At 68.6% G+C, this 26,166-nt stretch carries 26 protein-coding genes and 1 pseudogene; 9 read left to right on the top strand and 18 right to left on the bottom strand.

Annotated features, from left to right (window positions below; translation table 11 throughout):
- Positions 1-14 precede the first annotated feature (14 nt).
- Positions 15-851 (top strand): mycothiol synthase, encoded by an 837-nt coding sequence (gene mshD / locus EOV43_RS02075; RefSeq protein ID WP_128219456.1) that lies wholly within the window; start codon positions 15-17, stop codon positions 849-851.
- Between the two features lie 263 nt (positions 852-1,114).
- Positions 1,115-2,524, top strand: a complete 1,410-nt coding sequence (locus EOV43_RS02070) for a hypothetical protein (RefSeq protein ID WP_128219455.1) — start codon at positions 1,115-1,117, stop codon at positions 2,522-2,524.
- 45 nt (positions 2,525-2,569) lie between these two features.
- Here the strand turns inward: EOV43_RS02070 and ygfZ are convergent, their stop codons facing one another.
- The 3 genes from ygfZ to EOV43_RS02055 form a co-directional block, all read right to left on the bottom strand.
- Positions 2,570-3,529 (bottom strand): CAF17-like 4Fe-4S cluster assembly/insertion protein YgfZ, encoded by a 960-nt coding sequence (ygfZ, locus tag EOV43_RS02065; protein WP_128219454.1) that lies wholly within the window; start codon positions 3,527-3,529, stop codon positions 2,570-2,572.
- Between the two features lie 66 nt (positions 3,530-3,595).
- Positions 3,596-4,048 (bottom strand): Fur family transcriptional regulator, encoded by a 453-nt coding sequence (locus EOV43_RS02060; RefSeq protein ID WP_128219453.1) that lies wholly within the window; start codon positions 4,046-4,048, stop codon positions 3,596-3,598.
- A gap of 105 nt (positions 4,049-4,153) precedes the next feature.
- Positions 4,154-4,648: a heme-binding beta-barrel domain-containing protein gene (locus tag EOV43_RS02055; protein WP_128219452.1), complete on the bottom strand. Its 495-nt coding sequence runs from the start codon at positions 4,646-4,648 to the stop codon at positions 4,154-4,156.
- Positions 4,649-4,670: 22 nt separating this feature from the next.
- Here EOV43_RS02055 and EOV43_RS02050 point away from each other — a divergent pair.
- Positions 4,671-4,940: pseudogene (locus EOV43_RS02050) on the top strand (DsrE family protein); the annotation flags it as partial.
- Here EOV43_RS02050 and EOV43_RS15635 read toward each other — a convergent pair.
- Both EOV43_RS15635 and EOV43_RS02040 read right to left on the bottom strand, forming a co-directional pair.
- Positions 4,866-5,768, bottom strand: a complete 903-nt coding sequence (locus tag EOV43_RS15635; RefSeq protein ID WP_239022268.1) for a glycosyltransferase family 87 protein — start codon at positions 5,766-5,768, stop codon at positions 4,866-4,868. The pseudogene EOV43_RS02050 and the gene EOV43_RS15635 overlap by 75 nt on opposite strands.
- 104 nt (positions 5,769-5,872) lie before the next feature.
- On the bottom strand, positions 5,873-6,787 hold the full coding sequence (locus EOV43_RS02040) for a glycosyltransferase family 87 protein (RefSeq protein ID WP_164878623.1): 915 nt from the start codon (positions 6,785-6,787) through the stop codon (positions 5,873-5,875).
- 70 nt (positions 6,788-6,857) lie between these two features.
- Here EOV43_RS02040 and dtd point away from each other — a divergent pair, with 70 nt between their 5' ends.
- The 4 genes from dtd (at position 6,858) to EOV43_RS02020 (ending at position 11,383) form a co-directional block, all read left to right on the top strand.
- The gene (gene dtd, locus EOV43_RS02035; protein ID WP_128219448.1) at positions 6,858-7,283 is read left to right on the top strand and encodes a D-aminoacyl-tRNA deacylase; all 426 of its coding nucleotides are present in this window, start codon (positions 6,858-6,860) and stop codon (positions 7,281-7,283) included.
- Between the two features lie 113 nt (positions 7,284-7,396).
- Entirely contained in the window at positions 7,397-9,583 is a 2,187-nt protein-coding gene (locus EOV43_RS02030) for an RNA degradosome polyphosphate kinase (RefSeq protein ID WP_128219447.1), read from the top strand.
- Between the two features lie 182 nt (positions 9,584-9,765).
- Complete coding sequence (locus EOV43_RS02025) at positions 9,766-10,383, top strand: DUF47 domain-containing protein (RefSeq protein WP_128219446.1); 618 nt, start codon at positions 9,766-9,768, stop codon at positions 10,381-10,383.
- Positions 10,384-10,387: 4 nt separating this feature from the next.
- Positions 10,388-11,383 carry an inorganic phosphate transporter gene (locus EOV43_RS02020; protein ID WP_128219445.1) on the top strand — a complete coding sequence of 332 codons (996 nt, stop codon included), beginning with the start codon at positions 10,388-10,390 and terminating at the stop codon, positions 11,381-11,383.
- A 171-nt stretch (positions 11,384-11,554) separates the two neighbouring features.
- Here EOV43_RS02020 and EOV43_RS15295 read toward each other — a convergent pair whose 3' ends face one another.
- From EOV43_RS15295 to EOV43_RS01970, 12 genes are all read right to left on the bottom strand, one after another.
- The gene (locus tag EOV43_RS15295; RefSeq protein ID WP_164878622.1) at positions 11,555-12,154 is read right to left on the bottom strand and encodes a DUF559 domain-containing protein; all 600 of its coding nucleotides are present in this window, start codon (positions 12,152-12,154) and stop codon (positions 11,555-11,557) included.
- A 633-nt stretch (positions 12,155-12,787) separates the two neighbouring features.
- Positions 12,788-13,558: a phosphate ABC transporter ATP-binding protein PstB gene (pstB, locus tag EOV43_RS02010; RefSeq protein WP_206611433.1), complete on the bottom strand. Its 771-nt coding sequence runs from the start codon at positions 13,556-13,558 to the stop codon at positions 12,788-12,790.
- A gap of 146 nt (positions 13,559-13,704) precedes the next feature.
- Positions 13,705-14,631, bottom strand: coding sequence for a phosphate ABC transporter permease PstA (gene pstA, locus EOV43_RS02005; RefSeq protein WP_128219443.1), 927 nt, complete (start codon positions 14,629-14,631; stop codon positions 13,705-13,707).
- Complete coding sequence (pstC, locus tag EOV43_RS02000) at positions 14,631-15,584, bottom strand: phosphate ABC transporter permease subunit PstC (protein WP_128219442.1); 954 nt, start codon at positions 15,582-15,584, stop codon at positions 14,631-14,633. The genes pstA and pstC overlap by 1 nt, the downstream gene beginning before the upstream one ends.
- 32 nt (positions 15,585-15,616) lie before the next feature.
- A complete protein-coding gene (locus tag EOV43_RS01995; RefSeq protein ID WP_239022183.1) occupies positions 15,617-16,558 on the bottom strand; it encodes a PstS family phosphate ABC transporter substrate-binding protein in 942 nt (313 codons plus the stop codon).
- 112 nt (positions 16,559-16,670) lie between these two features.
- Entirely contained in the window at positions 16,671-17,123 is a 453-nt protein-coding gene (locus tag EOV43_RS01990; RefSeq protein ID WP_128219441.1) for an NUDIX hydrolase, read from the bottom strand.
- A 78-nt stretch (positions 17,124-17,201) separates the two neighbouring features.
- Positions 17,202-19,448 (bottom strand): heavy metal translocating P-type ATPase, encoded by a 2,247-nt coding sequence (locus EOV43_RS01985; RefSeq protein WP_128219440.1) that lies wholly within the window; start codon positions 19,446-19,448, stop codon positions 17,202-17,204.
- The gene (locus EOV43_RS15290; protein WP_164878621.1) at positions 19,438-19,593 is read right to left on the bottom strand and encodes a hypothetical protein; all 156 of its coding nucleotides are present in this window, start codon (positions 19,591-19,593) and stop codon (positions 19,438-19,440) included. The genes EOV43_RS01985 and EOV43_RS15290 overlap by 11 nt, the downstream gene beginning before the upstream one ends.
- 25 nt (positions 19,594-19,618) lie before the next feature.
- The gene (locus EOV43_RS01980; RefSeq protein ID WP_128219439.1) at positions 19,619-19,825 is read right to left on the bottom strand and encodes a heavy-metal-associated domain-containing protein; all 207 of its coding nucleotides are present in this window, start codon (positions 19,823-19,825) and stop codon (positions 19,619-19,621) included.
- 40 nt (positions 19,826-19,865) lie between these two features.
- Entirely contained in the window at positions 19,866-20,156 is a 291-nt protein-coding gene (locus EOV43_RS01975) for a metal-sensitive transcriptional regulator (protein ID WP_128219438.1), read from the bottom strand.
- A 31-nt stretch (positions 20,157-20,187) separates the two neighbouring features.
- Positions 20,188-20,367 carry a hypothetical protein gene (locus tag EOV43_RS15285; RefSeq protein ID WP_239022182.1) on the bottom strand — a complete coding sequence of 60 codons (180 nt, stop codon included), beginning with the start codon at positions 20,365-20,367 and terminating at the stop codon, positions 20,188-20,190.
- Between the two features lie 172 nt (positions 20,368-20,539).
- Positions 20,540-20,743 (bottom strand): cold-shock protein, encoded by a 204-nt coding sequence (locus EOV43_RS01970; protein WP_056598399.1) that lies wholly within the window; start codon positions 20,741-20,743, stop codon positions 20,540-20,542.
- Positions 20,744-21,224: 481 nt separating this feature from the next.
- Between EOV43_RS01970 and EOV43_RS15280 the strand changes: the two genes are divergently transcribed.
- Positions 21,225-23,801, top strand: a complete 2,577-nt coding sequence (locus EOV43_RS15280; protein WP_164878619.1) for a hypothetical protein — start codon at positions 21,225-21,227, stop codon at positions 23,799-23,801.
- 191 nt (positions 23,802-23,992) lie between these two features.
- Here EOV43_RS15280 and EOV43_RS01960 read toward each other — a convergent pair whose 3' ends face one another.
- Positions 23,993-24,508, bottom strand: a complete 516-nt coding sequence (locus EOV43_RS01960) for a hypothetical protein (protein WP_128219437.1) — start codon at positions 24,506-24,508, stop codon at positions 23,993-23,995.
- Positions 24,509-24,928: 420 nt separating this feature from the next.
- Here EOV43_RS01960 and EOV43_RS01955 point away from each other — a divergent pair, with 420 nt between their 5' ends.
- On the top strand, positions 24,929-26,119 hold the full coding sequence (locus EOV43_RS01955) for a glycoside hydrolase family 6 protein (protein WP_128219436.1): 1,191 nt from the start codon (positions 24,929-24,931) through the stop codon (positions 26,117-26,119).
- Positions 26,120-26,166: the final 47 nt, after the last annotated feature.

Here is a 26,166-nt window from a genome sequence, read left to right as displayed (position 1 = left end):
TCTAGGCTCACCTCATGCCGACGATCGATGACATCGCCGCCCGCGCCACTGCTGCCGACGGAGCCGCCCCCTGGGACGAGTCCGTCACGATGGCGCTGCGCGAAGGACTCGCCGACGTCGTCAGCAAGGACGGCGTCGTCGCCGTCGTCGTGGGCGACGAATTGGCGCTGGTCGCCGATCCCCCCGTGCGACGCAACGGTCTGGCCGCCGATCTGGCCCGCGAGGTGCTCTCCACCCACCCCGACGTCGCACGCGCATGGAGCCACGGCAACCACCCCGGTGCCGCTGCGCTCGCTGCCTCCCTCGGCTGGTCCCGGGTGCGTGACCTGTGGGTGATGCGGCGCCCGATGGGCGAGGACGCCCCCGATCTCCCGCCGTTGAAGGTGCCGGCCGGGGTCTCCCTGCACCGGTTCGGTGAGCGTCACGGCGACACGAACGAACTGCTGCGGGTCAACGCCGCGGCCTTCGCCCAGCACCCCGAGCAGGGCGACATGGACCTGGTGAACCTCGCCCGGCGGATGCGCGAGGACTGGTTCGACCCTGAGGGCCTGATCATCGCCACTCCCACGTCGAAGCGCGGGACGTGGGGCTTCCACTGGACCAAGCAGCACTCCCCCACCCTGGGCGAGGTCTACGTCGTCGGCGTCGATCCGTCCGCGCAGGGACGCGGCATCGGGAAGCTGGTGACGCTGGCCGGTCTGCACCACCTGCAGGACGCCGGGGTCACGGAGGTGCTGCTCTACGTGGAGGCCGACAACGCCGCCGCGATCGCGACGTACACGTCCCTGGGCTTCTCCCACGCCGACCGCGACACCCACGTCATGTACGCCCGGCCCGACCGGGACATCTGAGCGTCACACAGATTCCGCTACACGCACCCGCGTGACGGAATCAGGAATCGGTGATCTTTCCCCTTCTGGGCCCTCTTCAATCGTGATTTCGCATGTATTTCGGATCACCCCTCGCTTTTCATCCCCCGCAGCACCCGTCGACGCCCCCATACTTGCGATACCACACGGAGCACATCGGGGGATTTGTGCGAACGCTCGACGACACCACACCACTCAACGGCGGGAACATCGACGTACCCGCGCGGCTGGGTTGGCTGGTCAGGATGGCCAGGACGACCACGCCCGACGCGGGCGACACCCGCCTTCAGGCCATGGCGGCTCGACTCGAGTCGAGCGCTGCCCACCTGAGCCGGATCGAGACCGGGCAGCGACGCGACAGCTTCATCACCCAGCGTTTCGAGCAGGCCCTCGGACTGCCTGACGGTGCACTCTGGGCGCCGACGGCGATCCTGTGCCGCGCCCACCCCGAGCCCCCACTCAAGGACACCTGCCCGCTGCCGGCCGAGACCGACGTCCGCACCGTCTCCGGCATCACCGAACGTCTCCTGGACCCGACCGCGACCGTCACCGGTGGCGAATGGGTCCGCTGGGCCCGCACCATCGGTGTGCCCGGCAACGTCGGGCTCCCGGTCCCGCTGTTCGAACAGATCGTGCGCCGCCTCGCCAGCGAGGCCGCCCGGTCGGTCTCGCACGCGCTCCCGGCCCGCTACGAGGCACTGTCGATGCTGCGCTGCTCCCACTACGGTGACCTCGTCCTCGACGTGGCTCGCCAGACCGTGAACCAGCCCCATGCCCACGGCACCGAACTGCTGGCCAGCGCTGCCGGCAAGCGCGTCGACGCCGAAGCGGTGAAGTGGTCACTGGGCCTCCTGGGAGCCGAACGCACCGCGCTGCACGGCGCTCTCGGCCTGGAGTCCTTGGGCCAGATCGGCGGCAACGACTTCTGGGAAGGGCTCACCGCCCCGCTCCTGACCGTCTTCGACGACGCCGCCCCCGGCAGCGACGTCGAACGGTGGGCCACCCACGTCATGCGCCTCGTCCCCCGCGACGCCTGGCGTCGTCTCGGCGAGAACCCCTCGCGTCCCCTGCCCGCGTCGGAGAGCCTCGACGACTGGACACGGTCGTCGGAGAACCCCGCGTGGCGGTGGTGTCTCGATCATGCCGACGACATCACCGGACCGCTCGGTGTCGGGAACCAGCCGATGCTGGCGCGTCTGCTGTTCGAGATCGTCTTCGGCCCCTGGGAAGCCCGCGCCGCCTCCGCCGTGATGGTCCTCAGCGCGCTGCCCCAGCTCTCCGCGACGATCGCGGGGCGCATGGTCGAACTGGCCGGAACCCACCCCGACTGCCCCGCGCGGGACCGGATCGTCCGACGGATCAGCAACTTCCGTCACGACGCCCCCGTCCCGGGGCTCGACCTGTGGATCAGCGCGACCACCCCGACGCTGCGCGCCAGCGCCCTGACCGTTGCCGGAACCACCGGGCACCCGGTGCCCACCGACGTCCTGCGCACCGCGCTGCTCGACCCTGACACGACACAGGCCGCGCGGTACGCCGCCGGCATGAACCGTTCGTCCGACCTCGCCGACCTGGTCGCCGACGCGACCCTGCCCGACGAGACCCGCGCCGAACTGGCATGGTGGCACGCCAGGGGCGGCCGGATCGCCGAGTGACCGAGCGGTCAGCGGCGCCCGCCCGGCGCGTCGGCCTCTCCGACGTCAGCGCAGGGGACGACGCACGTGCAGGCCGATCTCGGGGTCGACGACGACCTCCTGGGCCGCGCTCATGCCGTCGACCAGCAGTTCGGCCGACGTGTCGACGCTGCGCTTGAGCATCGCGACCGCGATCGGGCCCAGCTCGTGGTGGCGGGCCGAGGTTCCGACGAAACCGACGACCTTGCCGTTGAGCGTGACCTCGGAACCGATCGCCGGAAGGCGGTTCTCGGAACCGTCGAGGTGCAGCATGGTCTGACGACGCGGAGGACGCCCCAGGTTGTTGACCCGCGCGACCGTCTCCTGGCCGCGGTAGCAGCCCTTGTCGAGGTGCACGGCGTCGCGCAGCCACGTGGTCTCGTTGGGGATGGTGCGGTGGTCGGTGTCGAGGCCCAGACGCACCTCGCCGCGCTCGATCCGCAGCGCCTCGAACGCCATCAGGCCGCACGCAGGACCGGCCGCAGCGGCGTACGCCTCGAGCCTGTCGGTGGGGACGAAGTCGTAGGTGCCGACCGCTTCCGTCTCAGGAGTGCCGGCCGGGGACGGACGCCAGCAGACCGCGAGGTCTTCGACCAACGTCACCTCGACGCGCAGCATGAACCGCATCCGGTCGAGGAAGTCGACCAACGCCTGACCAGCACCGGGCTCGGTGTGGGCCAGGAAAGCCTCGCCGTCGTCGACACCGGCGAAGTGGTGCTCGACGTGGCCCTGCGGGCTGAGCACCAGCACCTGCGTCCACTGCTTGGGCGGGAGCTGCGCGAGGTGCTGCGTGGTCAGAGAGTGCAGCCACGTGAGCCGGTCCGGACCACTGACCCGCACCACGTCGCGGTGCGAGAGGTCGACGAAACCGTCGCCGCTCACCAACGTGCGCTGCTCCACGTTGAAGGAGCCGTAGTGCGCCGGGACGGGAGCGTCGATGCCGTCGCCGGCGACCGCGCCGGGGAAGGAGAGGAACGGGCTGGTCATGGGGGCCTCCGGGGTGGTGGCCCCGCGAGGAGCCGTCAGGGATCTGGGTTCTACGGGAGCAGGGCGTCAGTGCACGTGGGAGTGCGCGTCGGCGTCGGCGTCGTCGGCCTCCACGGGCGCGTCACAGTCGACGCACTCGCCGAAGATCGTCAGGTGACCGACGTCAGTGACGAAACCCTGCTGGGCGCGGAGTTGTTCCACGAACACCACCGCATCGCCCGGGGCGACCGACGTGACCCGGCGACACCGGCGGCACACGAGGTGGAAGTGCTCGGCCTCACGCGCCGAGTGGTACGTCGGGGCGCGGTCGGACAGGTGTGTGTGTCGCACCAGGCCGAGCTCTTCGAGCACCTCGAGGGAGCGGTACACCGTGGAAGTGTTGACCGCTCCCTCGAGATGGTCACGGACCTCGTCCGGGGTGGCGTGCCCGAGCGCCTCGACAGCGCCCAGCACCAGTTGGCGCTGAGGCGTGAGGCGGTACCCCTTGCCGCGCAGGCGGCTCGCGAGTTCGTCGGGCATCGATCCTCCTGGACCGGTACGTGTGGAACAGGTGTGGAGCTCAGTGCTGGGTGGAGCTGCAGTGTGGACTGCAGGGTGGAGCTCAGTGCCGAATGGCGTACTGGCTCAGGCGCGCTGCAGGCGAGCCCACAGGTGCGGCTGCAGGCCCTGGCCCTCGGCGGCCATGTCGTAGGCGTACATGAGTTCGCCGTTGACGTTGCCGTAGAGACGCTTGCCCGCGGTGACCTCCTTCGCCGACTCGGTACGCATGACGGCGTCGGTGGTCAGTTCGACCTTGCCGTCAGCGGCCTCGCCGTGCCAGATCTCGGAGACGCCGGTGTTGTGCGTCATCAGGAACTCGATCTTGCCCTGCTCGGGGCAGCGCACGAAGCCGGTCTCGATGGCGCCGGGACGCAGCACCTCACCGTTCTCGTCCGTGATCCACGAGTGCGACATGTAGTGGAAGAACGGACGCCCGTCGTGGGTGAAGATCAGTTCCTGCTTGAACTGGAACTTCTCGATCGTGGGGTAGTCGCCGTGACCGTTGCCGCGCCACGTGCCCAGCAGCCACGCGATCGGGCCACAGTTGGGGTGAAGGTTGTCAGGGAGCTGGAACACCATGGCTACATCCTAGGCTGCAACCATGGTTCGCCCACTCGTCGTCAAGGTCACCTGCGGAGCAGAGGACGCCGAACGCCTCAACCAGGCGTTCACCGTCGCTGCCTCCGCCGTCGCTTCCGGAGCCGATGTCTCGCTCTGGCTCACGGGCGAAGCCGCCTGGTTGGGCGTGCCCGGCAAGGCGGAGGAGTTCGAACTGCCGCTCGCCACTCCCCTGGCCTCACTGCGTGACGTCGTGCTGGAGGCCGGGCGCCTGACGGTCTGCTCCCAGTGCGCCGCCCGCCGTGGCATCACCGAGAACGACCTGCTCCCCGGCGCCCGAATCGCGGGGGCCGCGAGCTTCGCCGAGGAGATCTTGGTCGACGGCGTCCAGGCGATCGTCTACTGAGTCCTGCCGCGCCCGGGAGCGCTCGAACTCCCGCAGACGTGGGATCGCCAACAGCAGCGAGAGCGACACCGTGCTGGGCACCGGGACGGCCAGGAACATGGCGACCGGGAGCCAGGACGGGCGTCCACGTCGTGCGGCCACGACGACGAGTGCTGCCGCCACCAGGATCCGCAGCGGGAGCGGCGGCACCACCTCGGGGTACATCCCCGGGCTCCGACCTGAGTTGTCGCGCAGGAAGCTGATCCAGTCCAGCCACGCTCCCGGGGACAACGCGAACGAGACGCCGCCCAGCAGCACGATCCAGCCGATTGCCCGGGCCAGCAACGGCCACTCCCCGCGCGCCAGGAACCACAGCGGCCCCAGACACGGGGTGACCTTGGTGAACGCGGCCAGCGCCCACGGCGCTCCGCGGGTCACTCCCAGCACCGTCAGCACCGCAATCAACCAGTCCACGTTGCCCGAGAGCACCACCGACCCGGCCACCGCCAGCAACGGCACGAGCAGGCCCGTCGAGACCGGGCGCAGCAACCACAGCACGCCCACCGCCGCTGATCCGACGGCCAGCGCACAGAAGACGGACCATGGCAGGTGCGTCAAAGGCCACAGCACCTGGGCGAACACCGGGCTGTAGTTGTAGGCGTTCGGAGCGCCCGGCGGAAGTCCGTAGAGCGAGCCGTCCCAGGCGAGGTGGTAGGCCCTGGCGTCCCACCCGACGCCGTCCCACTCGCTGATCATGAACCCGGCGTGGCCCGCGGAGAAGGCCCCCACCACCATCAGCGCCACCATCCAACAGATGCCGGCCAGGCGACGTGCGGGCGTCCAGTTCACACTGGGGAATCCTAGGGATTCTCCACCCATGTCGTTGACTGTTCAGCGGCTTCCGCCCCAGAAGAACGGCGGGCGGCAACACCGTCAGCAGCGGAGACCTCGCCACCGGCGCGCTCGGCACGGTCCATCTCCAGCATCCGCGGCAGCCCGGCCAGCAACGCCCACGGACCGGTTCCCGGGACCGGTGCAGCACAGAGCATCGCGACCGGGATCGTCCACCGCCGCGACGTCCGAGCACCGTAGACCACCAAGGCGAACGCGAAGGCCATCCGCAACGGGAGCGGCGGCAGCAGTTCGCGGAACATGCCCGGCTTCTCACCCGAGTGCTCGCGCACGAAGTCGAACCACTCCACCCACAGGTGCGGAACCGTCGCCACCGAGATCGCGACCACCACGACCAAGGTCAGGACGAACTTCGCCAGATTGCGCCACTCCCCTCGTGCCGCGAACCACACCGGACCCCAGGTCGGTGCCATCTTCGTCAACGCAACCAGCGCCCACGGCCCGCCACGGGTGACGCCCAGGACCGCCATCACGGCGAGCAACCAGTCGATGTTTCCACTGGCGACCTGGACCGAACAGATGCACCAGCCGAGCGTCTTCGTGAACCAGCCCAGAGGCCGCAGCAGCCACCACACGCCGATCGCGGCAGCGGCCACCGTCAGCGTCGCGAAGACCACCCAGGGCAGATGCGTGAACGGCCAGACGATCTGGGCCACCGCCGGGGTGTAGTTGAACGACCCCAACTTGCCCGGCGTCCCGGTGTACACGCCGCCCTCGAACGCGTCGTAGTAGGCACGGGAATCCCACGCCCACCCCTTGCGGGACACCATGCTCACCGCATGTCTGGCCGCGAACTGGGCGAGATAGACGAGCACCCCGTAGATCCCCAGACGCAGGACCAGAGCTGAATTCGGAGTCTTCACGGCCTGCACGCTAGGCGGAGCGCTGCGCTCGCGACAGGGATTCGGTCGCATGCTGGATACTCTTGCGCCCGTGCGTGCTGTGGTGCAGAGGGTCCTGTCGGCGTCGGTGACGGTGGACGGCGAGGTGGTCGGCGCGATCGACGGCCCCGGCCTGTTGGTCTACCTCGGGATCACGCACTCCGACGGTGACGCCGAGGTCGCCTGGATCGCGAAGAAGATCTGGGACCAGCGCATCCTCGAGGGCGAACTCTCCGCCTCCGACGTCGGCGCTCCGATCCTGCTCGTCAGTCAGTTCACCCTCTACGCGGACGCCTCCAAGGGACGTCGTCCGTCGTGGTCGGCCGCAGCCCCCGGCCCGGTCAGCGAGCCGTTGTACGAGGCCGTCGGCGCCGAACTGGAGCGTCTCGGGGCGCACGTCGAGCGTGGTGTCTTCGGTGCTCACATGCAGGTGAGCAGCGTCAACGACGGCCCCGTCACCTTGCTGCTCGAACGCTGATCCACCCCTGATTCGCGCCTACCCCGCGCAGGGTGACGGTCCAGACCGGAATCCTCATGCAGCTGGCGCCTCGACGTCACCCGTCGTTCACCCGACAGTGGCAGACTCCCGTCATGGCGAGCTCGCACCATGACCCCGACGGCACGGAGACGTCCCCGGACGTCGACGCCGACGTGCCCCCGGAGCACGACCGGAACCTGCACGCCACCTACGACGTCGACCCGCCCTACCTGCCCCACGACGAGGCCCTGGCGGCCGTCCGGGCATTCCCCGACCGGTTCGCCGACCGTGAACTGAGCTGGCTGCGCTTCAACGCGCGTGTCCTCGAACTCGCTGATGACCCCTCCCTGCCGTTGCTCGAACGGGTCCGGTTCCTGGCGATCTTCACCTCCAACCTGGACGAGTTCTTCATGGTCCGGGTCGCGGGCCTCAAGCGTCGGATCGCAGCCGGGGTGGCGGTGCGGGCAGCGTCGGGCCTGATGCCGCGCGAGGTGCTGGAGCGAATCCTCACCGAGACCGGACGGCTCACCCAGCGCCAGGCACGGGTCTTCCGCGACGAACTCGTGCCCGCGCTGCGCCGGGAGGGCGTCGAACTGGTGACGTGGGACGAACTCGACCGCGAGGAGCAGAAGCACTGCAAGCGGCTGTTCAAGGAACGCATCTACCCCGTCCTGACCCCGTTGGCCGTCGATCCGGCCCACCCTTTCCCCTACATCTCCGGGCTCTCCCTCAACCTCGCCGTGCTCGTGCGGGACCCGCGCACCGGCACCGAACACTTCGCCCGGGTGAAGGTGCCGCCGCTCTTCGACCGCTTCGTGCCGCTCGGGAACCAACGTTTCGTGCCGGTCGAGGACGTGATCGGCGCGCACCTCAAGCGACTTTTCGCCGGCATGGAGATCGTGGCCACGCACCGTTTCCGGGTGACCCGCAACGAGGACCTCGAGGTGGAGGAGGACGACACCGAGAACCTCCTCAAGGCCCTCGAACGCGAACTCCTGCGTCGTCGTTTCGGGCCGCCGGTGCGGCTCGAGGTCGAGGAGACGATGGACGAGCGGATGCTGGAGATGCTCGTCTCCGAGCTCGACGTCTCCCGCAGCGAAGTGTTCCGGCTGCCCGGCCCCCTGGACCTGCGCGGTCTGCACGGCATCGCCGACCTGCCCCGTGACGACCTCTCCTACCCGACGTTCGTGCCCTCGACCCACCGTCAGCTCGCGGAGGTCGAGTCGTCGTCGCCGGTCGACGTGTTCAAGTCCGTACGACGCCACGGACACGTCCTGCTGCACCATCCCTACGACTCGTTCGCGACGTCGGTGCAGCGCTTCGTCGAGCAGGCCGCCGCCGATCCGCAGGTCCTCGCGATCAAGCAGACGTTGTACCGGACCTCCGGGGACTCCCCCGTCATCGACGCGTTGATCGACGCCGCCGAGGCCGGCAAGCAGGTGCTGGTGATCGTCGAGATCAAGGCCCGTTTCGACGAGCAGGCCAACATCCGGTGGGCCCGCAAGCTGGAGCAGGCAGGCTGCCACGTCGTCTACGGGCTGGTCGGGCTGAAGACCCACTGCAAGCTCTCGATGGTGGTGCGCGAGGAACCCGACGGGATCGTGCGTTACACCCACATCGGGACCGGCAACTACAACCCCAAGACCGCCCGCGTCTACGAGGACCTCGGGCTGCTGACCTGCGACGAAGGGATCGGCGAGGACGTCGCACACCTGTTCAACACGCTCTCAGGGATCTCCCGCAACGTCTCCTACGAGCACCTGCTGGTGGCGCCCGACACCGTCCGGACGGGGCTGGTCGACGCGATCCACACCGAAGTGGCCCACCATCTGGCCGGGCGACCGGCCCAGATCCGGATCAAGGCGAACTCAGTCGTCGACGAGGCCGTCATCGACGCGCTGTACCTCGCCAGCCAGGCCGGAGTGCCGATCCAACTGCTGGTGCGCGGCATCTGCGCGCTCCGTCCCGGCGTCCCCGGGCTGTCCGAGACGATCGAGGTGCGCTCGGTGCTCGGACGGTTCCTGGAGCACAGCCGGGCCTACGCCTTCGAGAACGGCGGAGAGCCGCGGGTCTGGATCGGCTCGGCCGACGTCATGCACCGCAACCTCGACCGTCGCGTGGAAGTGCTGGTCAGGCTGCCCGCGGGCCCCGTCACCCAGCAGGTCACCGACGTCCTCGACCTGGCGTTCGCACCCGACACCGACGCCTGGGCACTGCTCACGGACGGAACCTGGGAACGACGCCCCGGCAGCACCCACCTGCACGCGGCCCTGGTCGAACGACAACGACGTCGGCGGTGACGCCCGCGAGGACGCCTCGACGGAGAGTTGTCTGCACCCGCGCGGGGGTGTCCAGTCCTCACGCACGCGTACTACGCGCGCGGTTGAAGTAGTGGCAACTCCTTCTCGTCCTCATTTGCGCCCGCTCGCGAACCTGCCCGTAGCATGACGAGAGTTCTCTTCCTCCTCCTCAGGAGTTTCCCGTGGGTTTGAAGTTCCGTCCCGTCGACGCGTCGTTCTATGAACTGTTCAGCGAGTCCGCCGGGCACATGGTCACCGGCGCCGGTCTCCTGGCCGAAATGCTGGCTGAAGGTGCCGATCGCGACGCCGTCGCTTCGCGCATGCGCGATGCCGAGCACGCCGCCGACGAGACCACGCACCGCATCATCAAGCAGGTCAACTCGACTTTCGTGACCCCCTTCGACCGCGAGGACATCTACGCCCTCGCGTCCGGTCTCGACGACATCATGGACATGATGGACGAGGCCGTCGACATGATCCTGCTCTACGAGCCCTCGGTCCTGCCGAAGGAGCTCTCCGACCAGGTCGAGGTCATCCAGCGCTGCGCGGAGGTCACCGTTGCCTCCATGCCGCGCCTGAAGTCGATGGCCGACCTCTCCGAGTTCTGGATCGAGATCAACCGTCTCGAGAACCAGGGCGACAAGATCTTCCGTCGCCTCCTGGCCAGCCTCTTCTCGGGTGCCTACCAGCCGATGGACGTCCTCAAGCTCAAGGACATCGTGACCTCGCTGGAAGGCGCCATCGACGCCTTCGAGCGCGTCGCGAACACCGTGGAGCAGATCGCCGTCAAGGAGTCCTGACCCGATGGATCTCGCGATCATCATCGCGGTAGTCGTCGTCGCTCTCGTCTTCGACTACACCAACGGTTTCCACGACGCCGCCAACGCGATCGCGACCTCGGTCTCGACGCGTGCGCTGACGCCCCGCGTGGCGCTCGGCATGGCTGCGGTCATGAACTTCGTCGGCGCATTCCTGGGTCAGAAGGTGGCCCACACCGTGTCGGACGTGATCGACCCCGGGGACGGTACGCACGCCCTCGTGATCGTCATGTGCGGCCTTCTCGGCGCCATCGCCTGGAACATGATCACCTGGTACTTCGGCCTCCCGTCGTCGTCCTCGCACGCCCTGATCGGTGGCCTCGTCGGCTCCGGTCTGGCTGCGAGCGTCTACGTCAGCTGGGACACGGTGATCGACAAGGTCGTCATCCCGATGGTGCTGTCGCCGGTGGTCGCGTTCTCGCTCGGTTTCGCCCTGATGCTGGCCATCATGTGGATCTTCCGCAAGGCGAACCCGCACAAGGCACAGCGCGGCTTCCGCGTCGCGCAGACCGTCTCGGCCGCCGCCATGGCGCTGGGTCACGGCCTGCAGGACGCCCAGAAGACGATGGGTGTCATCTTCCTGGCGCTGCTCGCCGGTGAGTACGTCAACCCCGGTGACGACCTGCCCCTGTGGGTCATCTTCTCGGCGGCCATGGCGATCTCGCTCGGCACCTGGTCCGGCGGATGGCGCATCATGCGCACGCTCGGTCGCCGCATCATCCACCTCGACCCGGCTCGCGGTTTCGCGTCCGAGGCCGTGGCTGCGTCGGTGCTCTACACCACCGCGTACGTGTGGCAGGCCCCCATCTCCACCACCCACACCATCACCACTGCAGTCATGGGTGTGGGCGCCACGAAGCGTGTCTCGGCTGTTCGCTGGGGCGTCGCGAAGTCGATCGTCGTCGCCTGGGTGCTCACGTTCCCGGCCGCCGGTCTCGTGGCTGCCGCCTCCTACGGAGTGCTGCACCTCTTCCTCCCCTGAGGAAGCGACCACCTGTTTCGTCGAGGGGCCCGGCCATGTGCCGGGCCCCTTCGTCGTCCCTCTCACCCCCGGACGTCATCACTTCTGTGGCCCAAGGGCCTCGATTCTTATGACGTCCCAGTCAGCCACCTCTCGGACGTCATAAGAATCCGGGGTTCTGGGCCTAGATCTTTATGACGTCCCTGAGGGCCAACGGCGGCTCCAACCCCGCGATCGGAGCGCCGACTCGACCTGGGCGTAGAACTCGTCGGGCGCCCAGCGCAGCCCGGACAGGGGAAGCCGCAGGACCAAGGCGCCTGCGATCGCCAGCTCGTTCTGCCGCAGCGCATCTCCCACCACGTGCTGCGCCCACGCATGTTGGATCCCGTCGACCTCCACGACCACGCCGTACCGTTTCCACTCGACGTCGAGGAACCAACGACCGTTCGGGCCCTTGCGCGCCGACTGGCGCGTCGGCTCCGGGAGCCCACGAGAGCGGCATTCCCGGGCCACGTCGATCTCCCCGAGTGACTCAGCTCCCCCACCGATCTCCACGACGAGCTCGTTGAGCAGCATCCGCCGCCGGTCACGCCGGACCCTCATCATCTCCACCGCGAGCTCCGCAGGAGACGTCAGACGTTGCTGCACAGCCATCGACACGAGCAGACCCGCTTGCCGGTCCGTCCTCGCCCACAGACCTGCCCGTACTGCTGCGACCGGGGTGCGGGTCCGAGGCAACCGGTCGTCGGAGAGATCGTCGAGCCGTAGGCGGCGGGTCTGTCGGACGTCCACCCCCTCCATGCTCCGGACCGGGACCCCTCGAGGCACCGACACCCGGATCCGGTCCACGTCATAGTTCTTCAGCCCGGCACGGATCAAGGACGAGGCGCCGTCGAGACAAGCACGTGGTCCCGCGTCGAGGACTGCAAGCCACTCGCGGGCTTCCTGCACGAGCGGACCAGTGTGCAGGACCAAGCACTGATGACCGACACGGCGCCAGCGGCGAGCGCGGACGTCTGCCTCCACCTCAGCCGCGGTCAACCCGGTTCGATACGCCTGGTGAACGCTCACGACCTCGGCCTGCAATGCGGCGATGGTCTCGAGCTCCATACGTCGTTGTGGGCGCGGTAGCCGGGGAAGAGATTGCTGGACAGTCATCGGTCCAGCGTCGTCATCTGGCGTTCGTCGAGGTCGCTGCCTGCCGTCGCCCTGTGGAAGAACTCCGGAGAACCCTCGGTCCCTCGCCCCTGTGCACGCCTCGGGACGTCATAAGAATCGAGGCCCCTGCCCCGCGATTCTTATGACGTCCGGCGGGGCGGAGCGCAGGACGTCATAAGAATCCGGCCCTCTGACCCACGATCCTTATGACGTCCGGGAGGGAGAGGGGAGAGGGGAGAGGGGAGAGGGGAGAGGGGAAGGGAGGGCTCAGCCGAAGCGACCGGAGATGTAGTCCTCGGTGCGCTGGTCGGCAGGGTTGGAGAAGATGCTCGACGTGGCGTCGTACTCGACCAGGACGCCGGTGCGGTTACCGGTGGTCTCGTCCTGACGGGCGGTGAAGAACGCCGTGCGGTCGGAGACGCGGGCAGCCTGCTGCATGTTGTGGGTGACGATGATGATCGTGAAGTCCTGCTTCAGCTCCAGCATCAGGTCCTCGATCCGCGAGGTCGCGATCGGGTCCAGCGCCGAGCAGGGCTCGTCCATCAGGATCACGTCGGGACGGGTCGCGATGGTGCGGGCGATGCAGAGGCGCTGCTGCTGACCGCCGGAGAGCCCGTAGGCGGACTGCTTGAGCTTGTCCTTCACCTCGTCCCACAGCGCCGCACCGCGCAGCGCCTCTTCGACGAGGTCGTCCATGGAGTCGACCTTCATGCCCGTCACCTTGGGACCGTAGGCGATGTTCTCGTAGATCGACTTCGGGAAGGGATTGGGCTTCTGGAAGACCATGCCGATGTGGGTGCGCACCGCGATCGGGTCGACGCCGCGGGCGTAGATGTTCTGCCCGTGGTAGTTCACCGCACCCTCGACGCGGGCCCCCGACACGAGATCGTTCATCCGGTTGAGCGAGCGCAGCACCGTCGACTTCCCGCAGCCCGAGGGCCCGATCAGCGCGGTGATCTCGTTGCGTCCGAACGCGAGGTCGACGTTCTGCACGGCGTGGAAGTCGCCGTAGAAGACGTTGAGTCCCTCGACCGCCATCACCGGGTCGGGCGGCAGCGCCGGCAGCGGCGCGGTGGACTGCATGCGGGTGGCGATCTGGCTCACGGGGGCCTCCGGGACGTGCGGCGCGTAGGGGTCGTGCGCCGCGTTGACGGTGATGGTGCTGGGGGTCTTGTTCACGGTGATCACCACGACTTCTGGAACTTGTTGCGGATGACGATCGCCAGGGCGTTCATGCCCAGGATCATCGCGAGGAGGATGACGATCGCCGCCGACGACGCGATCTGGTACGCCTCGTTGGGCTCCGAGGAGAAGTTGTAGATCTGGATCGGGAGCGCGGTCACCTTGTCGAACAGGCCCGTCGGGTCGGTGCGGACCATCGCGACACCGAGCATGAGCAGCGGTGCGGCTTCACCGATCGCGCGGGACAGGCCCAGGATCGTGCCGGTCGCGATGCCGGGGACGGCCGACGGGAGCGTGTTGCGCCACGTCGTCTGCCACACCGTCGCACCGAGGGCGAGGGATCCCTGACGGATCTCCTGGGGCACCGCCCGGATCGCTTCACGGGTCGTGATGATGATGACGGGCAGGATCAGCAGCGCCAGCGCGAGCGCGCCACCGATCACGATGCCCTTGAACGGCGGGTCGAAGAGGGCCAGGACGGCGACGGCGAGCATGCCGTAGATGACCGACGGGACGGCCGCGAGGTTTTGCAGGTTGACGTCGATGACGCGGTGCAGTCGCGAACGCTTGTTCGCGAACTCCTCGAGGTAGATCGCCGCCGCCATGCCGAGCGGGATCGCGAGGAGAGCGGTGGCGAACATGAGCCAGATCGAGCCGAGGATGCCGGCCCGGAAACCGGTGGTGTCGGGGCTGATCTTCGAGTGGTAGTTGGTGAAGAGCTCGGCGTCGAGGCGCGGCGCGCCCTTGATGACGGTGTCGACGATGAGCGCGATCAGGACGACGACGCCGAAGAAGAGCGAGAACCACAGGGCGACGAGGAAGAGGACGGACTTCACGTTGCGGTCACGACCGCGTCCGGTGAGGTCGGAGGCCGTGATCCCTGTGGTCGCCTCGACGGTGTCGCGGGCAGTACGGGTTGCGATGCTCATCAGTACTCCTGACGGAAGCGTCGGACGATCGCGATGCTGACCATGTTGATCACGAACGTGATCACGAACAGCAGGGCGGCGACGGCGAAGAGGGCGTTGTACTCGACCGAACCGACGGGGTTCTCACCCTTGGCGGTGGTCGCGATGAACGCCGTCATCGTCATGTGCGGCTCGGAGGGGTCCAGCGACATGTTCTTCACCGAACCGCCGGCCATGGTCACGATCATCGTCTCGCCGACCGCGCGGGAGAGCCCCAGGACGACTGCGGCCGCGATCCCCGACAGTGCTGCGGGCAGGACGACGCGGATCGTGGTCTGCATCCGGTTCGCACCGAGCGCCAACGATCCCTGACGCAGGGCGTGCGGGACCGCGGAGAGGGCGTCCTCCGACAGCGACGCGATGGTCGGGATGATCATGACGCCCAGCACCAGACCTGCAGCCCAGGAGTTGGTGAAGTTGACGTCCAGACCGAGCCACCCCTGCAGGACCACGGGCGTCACGAAGAAGAGCGCGAAGAAGCCGTAGACCACCGACGGGACACCCGCGAGGAGCTCGACGGTCGGCTTGAGCCACTTCCGGGCACGCGGGGAGGCGTACTCCGAGAGGTAGATCGCGGCACCGAGCCCCATCGGGACGGCCAACGCGAGTGCGACGACGGTCGTGATCAGCGTTCCCACGACGAGCGGGAGCACTGCGGCGCTGACCGCGCCGGGCTCGTCGCTGGTCGCGAAGAAGTCGGTGAACGGGACTTCCTTGAAGAAGTCGACTGCCGGGGCGAGGACCGCGAAGACGATGCCGAAGGTGATCGCGACCGATGTGAGGGCCGAGAGCGTCAGCAGGGCCTTGATCACGGTCTCGCCGGGACGGCGCTTGGCGTTCAGGTCGGGGGGCACGACGGGCAGGCCCACCCCGGGACGGGGCGAGCCTGCGGTCGTGGTGCTGGTGGGTGCCATGTGAGTGTGTGCTGCCGTGGAGCGTCGAGGCGTCAGCCTGCGATGCCGGCGAGCTTCTCCTGGGTCTCGGCGTACTCGGCGTCGTTCAGCGGGATGTACTGAGCGGTCTCGGCGATCTCGGCGAGGTTCTCGACGTAGTGGTCGACGTAGGCCTGGGTGGCGGCGTTGTCGGCGTACTTCGCGTCGTTGACGTAGATGAAGAGGTCACGCGCCAGCGGCGTGTACTCCCCGGCCTGGGCGGTCTCGGCCGACGGGGCGACGCAGCCGTTGCCGGAGTCGATCGAGAGCGCCTTGAGCTTGTCGGCGTTCTCCTCGAAGTAGGTGTAGCCGAAGAAACCGACGCCGCCCTGGGTGCCGGAGACACCCTGGACGAGGACGTTGTCGTCCTCGTTGACCTCGAAGTCGGTGCGCAACGACTCGGTGTCGTGGCCGATGACGTCGGAGGCCATGTAGTCGTAGGTGCCGGAGTCGGCGCCGGGGATGAAGCCGGCGATCTTGGTGTCGGGGAACGACGTGTCGAGGTCGGACCACTTCTTCGCGGTGGCCTCGGGACCGAAGAGGTCCTCGACCTGCGTGGTCGTGAGGCAGTCGACGGCGAGGTCGGGGTGCACCACGATCGTGAGGGCGTCGGTGGCGACCTTCAGTTCGGTGAAGTCGACGCCGTTGTCGCCGCAGAGGGCGATCTCCTCGTCCTTGATCGGACGCGAGGCGTTCGAGACGTCGGTCTGTCCGGCGCAGAACTTCTCGAACCCACCACCGGTGCCGGAGAAACCGACCGAGACGTCGACGCCGGGCGAGGCCTCCATGAGGTACTCGGCGGCGGTGTCCGACATCGGGAAGACGGTGGAGGAGCCGTCGACGGCGACGTCTCCGGACACCTCGTCGGTGGAGCTGGAACCCGATCCGCAGGCGGAGAGGGCGAGTACGAGGGCTGCGATGCCGGGCACGACTGCCCGACGCGAAGTGATGTTCACTTCTGATCTCCTGGATCTCTCAATGCGTTGTCATGAGAGATCCTGCGAGGTCGAGGTGACGCGATCCGGGGGCGTGGGTGAACGCAAGGTGAACGCCGCGGGACGTCTTGGTTCAGCCTGCGGCGGCCAACTCCACCGCGACGTCGACGAGGTCGCGGTCGTGGGAGTAGCTGAGCAGCGCGACCGCCTGCTCGGGCATGGCCCAGGCGATCACGTCGACCTCGTCGTTGGGGACGAAGGTCTCGGCTTCGAGCAGGGCGCCGGCCACGCTTGCGACCCAGTAGTGGACACGCTTGGGACGGCCGTTGGGCAGGTCGTAGCACTGGTCGGGCAGGGCCGTGGCGAGGGTGACGTCCATGCCGGTCTCCTCGGCGAGTTCACGCACCGCGCACTCCTCGATCGTCTCCCCCGCGTCGAGCTTGCCCTTGGGGAAGGACCAGTCGTCGTGGTGGGGACGGTGGACCAGGAGGACGCGCGGTCCGGTGCTCCCGTCGGGGGCAGCGTCGTGACGCACGACGACGGCTCCGGCGGCGATGACCTCGGGCTTGCTGGCTGCACTCGACATGGGCGACATCTTCGCAGCCCCTGCCGTCACGCTCGGCCCTGACGCCCAGCCATCCAGAGCAGCGCTCCAGAGCAGCCCTCAGGCGAAGCGACGCAGGCGCAACGAGTTGGCGACCACGAAGACGCTGGAGAACGCCATCGCGGCCCCGGCGATCATCGGGGTGAGCAGCCCGGAGGCGGCCAGCGGCAGCGCGGCGACGTTGTAGGCGAAGGCCCAGAACAGGTTGCCCCTGATCGTGGCCAGGGTGCGACGCGAGAGCCGGACGGCGTCGACGACGGCCGTCGGGTCGTCGCGGACCAGGGTGAGGTCGGACGCCGCGACGGCGACATCGCTGCCGGCACCCATCGCGAGGCCGAGGTCGGCGCTCGCCAGCGCGGGGCCGTCGTTGACGCCGTCGCCGACCATCGCGACGACACGTCCTTCGTCCTGCAGGCGACGTACGACGTCGACCTTCCCGCTGGGCATGACACCGGCGACGACCTCGTCGATCCCGACGGCCGAGGCGACCGCGCGGGCGGCGCCGTCGTTGTCGCCGGTGACCAGCAGCGGGCGCAGGCCCATCTTCTTCAGGTCGGCGACGGCGCGAGCGGCCGTGGGGCGCACGGTGTCGGAGACGACCAGGACTCCACGGGCGACGTCGTCCCACCCGACCGCGACGGCGGTGCGACCCGCGGCCTCGGCGGCTGATGCGGTCGCGGCGAGGGCGTCGGGCACGTGGGCGAAGGCGGAGAGCCGTCCGACGGTGACGGCGAGACCGTCGACGGTGCCGCGGGCGCCGATGCCGACGATCCCGGTGACGCCGTCAGCAGCACTGGCCGTGAGGCCGGCCTCGACGCCTGCCTCGCGGACACCTGCGACGACGGCAGCCGCGATCGGGTGTTCCGAACCTGCCTCGACGGCAGCGGCCCGCGAACGGACGTCGTCGAGGGACTCCCCCGGCCCGGCGACGACGTCGACCAACGTCATGACGCCGGTGGTGAGGGTGCCGGTCTTGTCGAGGACGACGGTGTCGACGCGGCGGGTGGACTCCAGCACCTCGGGGCCCTTGATCAGGACGCCCATCTGGGCGGCGCGTCCGGTGCCGACCATGAGCGCGGTGGGCGTGGCCAGGCCCAGCGCACAGGGGCAGGCGACGATCAGGACGGCGACGGCTGCGGTGAACGCGGCGGTGGGTCCGGCACCGTTGCCGAGCCAGAACCCGAGGGTCGCGGCGGCGAGCACCAGCACGACCGGGACGAAGACGCCGGAGATCCGGTCGGCGAGGCGTTGGACCTCGGCCTTGCCGGTCTGTGCCTCTTCGACGAGGCGGGCCATCTGGGCGAGCTGGGTGTCGGCGCCGACCTTGTCGGCACGCACGACGAGGCGTCCGTGGGTGTTCACGCAGGCTCCGACGACGGCGTCGCCGGGACCGACGTCGCGGGGCACGGACTCACCGGTGACGGTGGAGGTGTCGAGGGCCGAGGTGCCGTCCAGGACGGTGCCGTCGGTCGCGACGCGTTCACCGGGCCGCACCACGAAGGACTCACCCACGCGCAGTTCGGCGACCGGGATCCGGGTCTCCGCGCCGTTGCGCAGGACCGCGACGTCCTTGGCTCCGAGTTCCATCAGGGCCCGTAGCGCCGCGCCGGAGGCACGCTTGGCGCGCTTCTCGAACCAGCGGCCGGCGAGCAGGAAGGTGGTGACACCCGCGGCGGCCTCGAGATAGATGTTCATCGTCCCGTCGCCCCGCGCGACGGTGAACTCGAACTCGTGCGTCATCCCGGGCTCTCCGGCGGTGCCGAAGAAGAGGGCGTAGAGCGACCACGCGAACGCAGCCAGCACGCCCATCGAGACGAGGGTGTCCATGGTGGCGGCGCCGTGGCGCAGGTTGGTCCAGGCAGCCTTGTGGAACGGGAACGCTCCCCACACGACGACGGGGGCGGCCAACGTCAGCGAGGCCCACTGCCAGTGCGTGAACTGCCACGGCGGGACCATCGCCATCGCGATCACCGGCACGGTGAGCACCAGGCAGACGAGGAGTCGCTGCTTGAGGGAGGCGACCTCGAGGTCATGACGGTCGGGCTGGGGCTCGGCGTCGGGCGTCTCGACGACGGGCAGCGTGGCGGTGTAGCCGGCGGCCTCGACGGTGCTGACGAAGAGCTCGGGGGTGAGCGTCGTCGAGGTGGGGTCGTAGGAGACCGACGCCTTCTCGGTGGCGTAGTTGACGGTGGCGCTCACGCCGTCGATCTTGTTGAGCTTGCGCTCGATCCGGTTGGCGCACGACGCGCACGTCATGCCGCCGATCTCGAGGTCGAGCTGCGTGAGCCCCTGGACGTCAGTGCTCATGGTTGACCTCGGGGCTCGGCTGCCCGTGCGAGTGCTCGGGAGACTCGTCAGCGAGCGTCGGGACGACTCGCCCCACGCCGAACGCCAGCGCGAAGACGACGACGAGGGTTCCGGCGAAGAGCGCCAGACGGGTGGGGGTGCTCATGACGACCTCTGGGACAAGGGTCGTCTCAGACGACGACGTAGCCGGCCTCGGTGACGGCGGCGACGACGTCCTCGCGGGCGACGGGGGCCTCGGAGGTGACGGTGACCTGGCCGGTCTCGACGACGACGTCGACGGCCGTGACGCCGGAGATCTCGCCGATCTCCTCCGTGACCGAGGAGGCGCAGTGGCCGCAGGTCATGCCGGTGACGGTGTAGGTGGCTTGGGTGCTCATCGCTTCTCCTGGGGGAATCTCGTAGGGCGGTCGGTGCCGGTCACTTCACGAGGCGGCTGATCGCCGCCATCGCCTCGTCGACCTTGGCCCGGGCCTCGTCGTCGCCCTGACGGGCAGCGTCGACGACGCAGTGGTTCATGTGCTCGGCCAGCAGCGCCAGGGCCGCCGACTCGAGAGCCTTCGTGACGGCCGAGACCTGGGTGAGGATGTCGATGCAGTACTGCTCGTCCTCGACCATCCTCTGCAGGCCACGCACCTGTCCCTCGACGCGCTTGAGGCGCGCGAGATGGGAGGACTTCTGGGTCAGATAGCCGTGGTGGGCCGCACACATGCCTTCACCTTATACCCCCGGGGGGTACCCCTCAAGGCATGCCGGGGGCCTCCGGTGCGGGCTCGGCCAGCCCCAGCAACTTGTCGATCTGCTCCTGCTCAAGGGGCTCGTCGCTCGCGCTCGCGGCCACCATCAGCATCGTCGTGAGCTCGACCTCTCCCATCAGATCAACATCCGTGAGGTTCACGTCCAACGGGTCTGCCACGTCCATTCCTCCTGCTCGCCTACCCCCGCGCGCGTGACCAAGACTGACACGCGCTCAAGAAGGACGGCAGAACCCTTCCCCCATGACGCCGAAACGCACAGAACCCCCGTCCGCTGAGCGGACAGGGGTTCTGCGAAAGTCGGAGGACAGGTGCTGCCCTCGACGTCACCAGCTCAGATCAGAGCGGGCGAACGTTCTCAGCCTGGGGGCCCTTGGGGCCCTGGGTGACGTCGAACTCGACCTTCTGGTTCTCGTCGAGCGACTTGTAACCGTTCGACTGAATCGCGGAGTAGTGCACGAAGACGTCGTCGCCGCCGTCCTCCTGCGCAATGAAGCCGAAGCCCTTCTCGGCGTTGAACCACTTCACGGTGCCCTGAGCCATTGCTCAAATCTCCTTAGTCGGGGCGAGAGCCCGCCACTGCGACGGGCCCGCACAGATGCGGTGACACGTCGCTCGACCTCGGGTACTGCGGTAACCGTTGAAGAAACGCCGTTGGATCACAAACTCCGCTGGCGTACCTGCTGGAACTTGCACCTGTTGCGTCGTGAACATTACCAATTTCGCCCGATCACGGAACCCTTCTCCTCAGGCATTTCGTCCGTTCCCGGTGAACTTTGGGTTACGCCCCCATTGATGACCCAGATCACACCCGTGTACCCCCGGAGTGGTCCGTACCGCTGGACCAGACCTCCGAACGGCCCCTCCCCAGCCGATCCATGCCAGCCGTCGTCGCCCCACGCACGGGCCCGGCACACGCTTCTGCGGGTCGACACGGGACAATCACATTGATCGCAACCGACCTCGGCAGGCGCAGGCGCGCCCTACAGTCGCCGGAGAACAGCAGTGACACGTGAGGGAACCGATGGACAGTCAGACCAGTGGAACCACCCCCTGCCCCACCTGTGGGGAGCAGTGGACGGCGGACCACGCCTGCGCGCGCACCGAACCCACGAGCCCCGAGGCCGGTGACTCCGCCCTCGCTGACACCGGGCGAATCCAGATCCCCGAGGCCCTCCTGAACACCGGCCTATTCCGCGCCGCCTGGAAGCCCTCGGCCGCACAGACTCCCGAGCCGGTCGAGAGCATCTTCGAGCGCGTCGAGGAGCCGCGGACGAGCAGCCCCGCCGCGGTCACCCCCGCGCCCGCCCCGGCCGCGACCGTGACCGAGGAGCTCGCAGCACCTGCTCTCCCCGTCCCGCCCGCGCTCCCCGCGTTCGAGGAGTCCGACGCCGCGGTCGACACGTTCCTGGCCCCGCCGGTCGACGACGTCGAGCCCACCCACGCGGTGACGCCGGACGTCCCCGCCGACCCCTGGGCCGGTCTCGACCTCCGTCTGACCTCAGACACCCCCGCTGTTCCCGTCGACCCGTGGGCCTCCCTCGAGCCGTCCCCGGCCGCGGTCGAGATCCTCCCCGAACCCGAGGCAGCCACCGCCCCCGTCCTCGACGCGGCGGCCGACGACGCCGACCCCGCCGACGCCGCCGACACCTCCTCCTTCGCAACCCCGGACGCGACCGAGGAGGAAGACCTCGTCGAGGGCGACGAGTACGCCTTCGAGCCCGCCGTTCACCCCGAGGTCGAGGCGCCCCTCAGCCCGATCGCCGCCGCCGAGGCTGCTGCGCTGGCCGTCGACGGTGCTGCGCTGGCCACCGACGCCCCGGTCACCGAGGACGCTGAGGACGCCGAGGACGCCGAGGACGCCGAGAGCGCCGAGGAAGCCGAGGTCCTCGACCTCGACGAGACCGCCGCGATCGACATGGCCGCTGCTCTTCAGACCGACCCGGTCGACCTCGAGCCCGTCCCCGTTCCCGAGGTCTCCGCCTTCGACCTCTACGGCGACTCCCTCTACGCACCCGCCCAGACCGAGGCCGCTGTCGACGCCCTCCCGGACGCCGAGGAGTTCCCCGCTGCGGCAACGGACGCCCCGAGCGCCCTCCCCGAGGTCGGTCTGAGCGCCGCCGGCGTCACCTCCGCCTCCCTGCCCGGATCGGTTCCTTTCGCCCCCGGCATCGGCGTGGACGGCTCGCCCACGTCTCCCGACGCCAACCTCGACGAGGACCCCGCTCCGCGCCGCTTCCGCAAGGGTCTGGCTGCTGGCGTGGCCGCCGCGGTGCTGGTCGCCGGCGGTGGCGGATGGTTCTGGTGGAACAGCCAGAAGGACGCTCCGGTGAAGGACGCCTTCGCCGTCTCCCACGGCGGCTTCACCTCCGCTGCGTCCCAGTTGCGTCAGGCGTCGTCGATCTCCGAGATCGCAGCCGCGGGCGCGTCGTTCGAGGGCAACCTGGACGAGCAGCGTGCCACCGACGAGAAGTCCCGCGAGACCAACTCCTCGGTCTCCGTCGCCGTGCGCCGGGCCAGCCTCGCCGAGTCCGCCGTCGCGTCTGCCGCAGCGCCGTTGAAGAACCTCAAGCCCGCCGACCTGTCGTCGTGGGCCGAGACCCAGGACAGCCTGCGCGAGAGCATCGAGGGTCTGGCCGCGGTGCGCGACGACATCGAGACCGCCGGCGGTTCCACCGACCTGCTCCCCGGCGTCGAGATCGTCGACCGGCTGCAGGAGACCATCGCTGACGAGGTCGTCACCGGTGCTGCCGACACGGTCACCGACCTCTCCGCGAAGCTCGAGGCGGCCACGCTGCTCGCCGACGTGCGTGCAGTGGGCGCCAGCGCCGGCGAGTACACCGCTCCCCTGGCGCAGGCCGCCAAGGGCATCACCGACCCGGCCAAGAAGGACGAGATGCTGGCCGTCGTCGAGTTCCACCAGGCCCTCACCGGCTTCACCGCGCTGCGCCCAGCCACCTTCGACGTCTGGGACGCCGCCTTGAAGAAGGCCACCGACGCCGCCAAGGAGCTCTCCGACGAGACCCGGCCTGCTGCTGAGGCAGGCCTCAAGGCCGTCGACGCCACCGTCAAGGCGTCGCGCACAACCTTCCGTGACTGGGAGGAGGCCAACGCCAAGGCCAAGGCCACCAAGGAGACCGACCTGGCCAACCTGGCCACGGCCGTCGCCACCGTCACCGGCGCCACGAGCACCCTGACCTCGCTGGACTCCGACCTCGACGCCGTTCTCGTTGACGCCGCCAAGAAGCCCGTCGAGGGCGAGGAGAGCGACGTCGCGAGCCGTCTCGACGCCGCAGCCACCTCCCGCGAGACCCTGCTCTCCCGCTTGAAGGCACTCACCGTGGTGCCCAAGGCGACCGCCGAACTCCAGGCCCTCGTCGACGTGGTGGAGGCGGACGCGAGCGCCGTCCGTGCTGCCGCTGACGCGGTGAAGGACTGCACCGAGGCCTGCGTGGCTGGCTCCAGGCCGGCCGTGAAGGCGCTCACGTCGCGTAGCACCGTCGCCGACTGGACCACGGCGTTCTCCGCGTGGGAGCCGCAGGCGGAGAAGATCACCGCTGCGGTCAAGAAGCGGAAGCTCCCCGAGCGCCCGAAGATCTGATCGCCTCACCGAAGGGCGTCCCCGCTGTGGCGGGGACGCCCTTCGGTGTTTCCGGGACGGCGACGGAGCCGGGCGACAGGGCCGGGCGACAAGCCGCCACTGTTCACGAGATCAGGGGCCAGGAACGACGAAGGGTCCTCGCCGTGTTGGCGAGGACCCTTCGGGTGTGCCCGGACGAGCCGGGCGGGAGGTCAGTGACCCTTGATGTGGGAGAAGTCCACGTCCTCGGCGTCGAGGGAGAGGGAAGCCTCGGCGCAGGTCGGCTCGGTCTTGTCGGGGAAGTCGTCACCGGCGGAGCAGATCCAGTTGAACTCCTGGAACTCACCGTTGGAGAGCGTGGTGCGCACGCTCCACAGGCCGGTGGAGCTCTCGAGCATGTCCTCGGCGGTCGGGGCGCCGGTCACCTTCACCGTGTAGGTGATCGGGTCGCCGTTCTCGTCGCGCGGGTCCTCGCCGATGGTCTGGGCGGTCCAGTCGCCGACGTAGTCGGAGAGGCGCTTCTCCATGGCTTCCTGGGCGACCTCGGCCTTGTCTGCCTTGGAGGGCTCGAGGTGGTAGTTCTGGGCGAAGATGACGGCGCCGATCGCACCGGCGAGCGACACGATGATGAAGCCGGCGATGTTAGCGACACCGCTGTCACGGTGCCCGGGACGGAGAACGACGAGGGCCACCACGATGACGACGAGGCCGAAGAGGACGAGAAGCACGGATCTTCCTTCGCGGCCGCAGGACGGCCAGTTGACTGCACGGGGTCTGGCAGGTCCACGAGGCCTGCACGAAGTCGCGGCCGGAGCCTGCGACGGGCACCGGGACAGACGTCGCTGAACAGGTGCCCGTCCGAGCGTACTCGGCACCCGTGACCGCGCAGGGCCCGACGGGCACATCCACAGCAACCGCCTGGCGCCTCACCACCGCGTTCTGCTCATTTTCCAGTGATCCGCCACCCGAATTACTCCTCAAATTCAGGGATACAGCCGATATGTATCGGGAACACTCAAAGGAGCGACGTCGATTCCGGGGCTCCCGCCGCCTCGGACCGACCGGTCGAACGGTGCACCGCAGCCGTTCGTCACGTCCTCCCCCGGTGCCCGCCAGCACCCGGATCACCACGAGAGCAGAGACCGCCCATGCGACCGCGCCATTTCCTCCCCGCAACCCTTCTGTCCCTGGCCCTGACCGTCCCCGGCCTGACACAGGCGACCACCGCCTCGGCCGTGGCGACCGGCGAGAGCACCACCCTCAGCACGACGACGGCCGAGGCCAAGAAGAAGGTCACCCTGCGCAAGCAGTCGACCAAGTCGCGCTGGGCCGGCCAGCAACTCGGCACCTACAAGGGCCCCCACGACCAGGCATGGCAGGCGCTGACCCGGACCGGTGTGAAGGCGAAGAACAAGCCGTACGTCCAGCAGCTCGTCAACATCCCCAAGGTGGGCTGGATGGGCGCATGGCAGGCCGACGACGTCGTCTACGAGTCCACCAAGAACTACATCCGCGACACCCAGCAGGGAGACCCCACCAAGATCGTCGCGATCGCGTCGTTCCGCCTCGACCCCTGGTACACCGAGGCGCGGACCGCCAACCCCTCGGCAGCGAACATCGCCAGCTACAAGCGCTGGATCCGCAACCAGGTCCGGGCCATCGGCAACACCCCCACGATCATCGTGCTGCAGCCCGACATGCCGTTCCTGATGACGGCCAAGCACAAGAAGAAGTACCAGGGCATGCTGAAGTTCGCGGCCGCTGAGTACAACAAGAACGCCAACACCAAGATCTACCTCGAGGCCGGCTCCTGGGACTGGCCCGCTCCCGGTCAGGGCGGCGCCAAGGCCGCGGCGAAGTTCCTGGAGCCGATCGGGATCAAGAACGTCGACGGCTTCGCGCTCGGATCCACGCACTACACCAGCCTGGAGAAGGAGATCCTGCGCTCCAAGGAGCTCGTCGACATCTTCCGCAAGAAGGGCTACAAGAACGAGCTGCGCACCGTCATCACCACTGCGTCCAACGGCAACCCCTGGAACTTCGGTGACTGGCAGTTCAAGCACCGGGGCGTCGCCGACGAGGCCCCCGCCTGCACCAGCAAGAAGCAGTTCAAGAAGGTCACCTGCGTGACCACCGGCGTTCCGCCGACCTTCGACGTCGCCAACCCGAAGTGGGGCCTGAGCAAGACCGCCCGGGCCCGCGCGAAGAAGTACGTCGACGCCTACCTGTGGTTCAGCCGCCCGTGGCTCGACATGCAGAACTCGCCGTTCCTCGAGGACAAGACCGCCACGATGCTGAAGGTCAGCCCGTTCCGGAAGTACTACGCGCAGTACAAGTGATGCTCCGCCGGTCCTGCTGACTGGTCAGCGGGACCGGCCGGCAGGGC

Source organism: Nocardioides yefusunii (genome assembly GCF_004014875.1).
Taxonomy (GTDB): domain Bacteria; phylum Actinomycetota; class Actinomycetes; order Propionibacteriales; family Nocardioidaceae; genus Nocardioides; species Nocardioides yefusunii.
The sequence above is the reverse complement of the archived record's forward strand: the minus strand, read 5'-3'. Positions and strand labels throughout refer to the sequence as shown.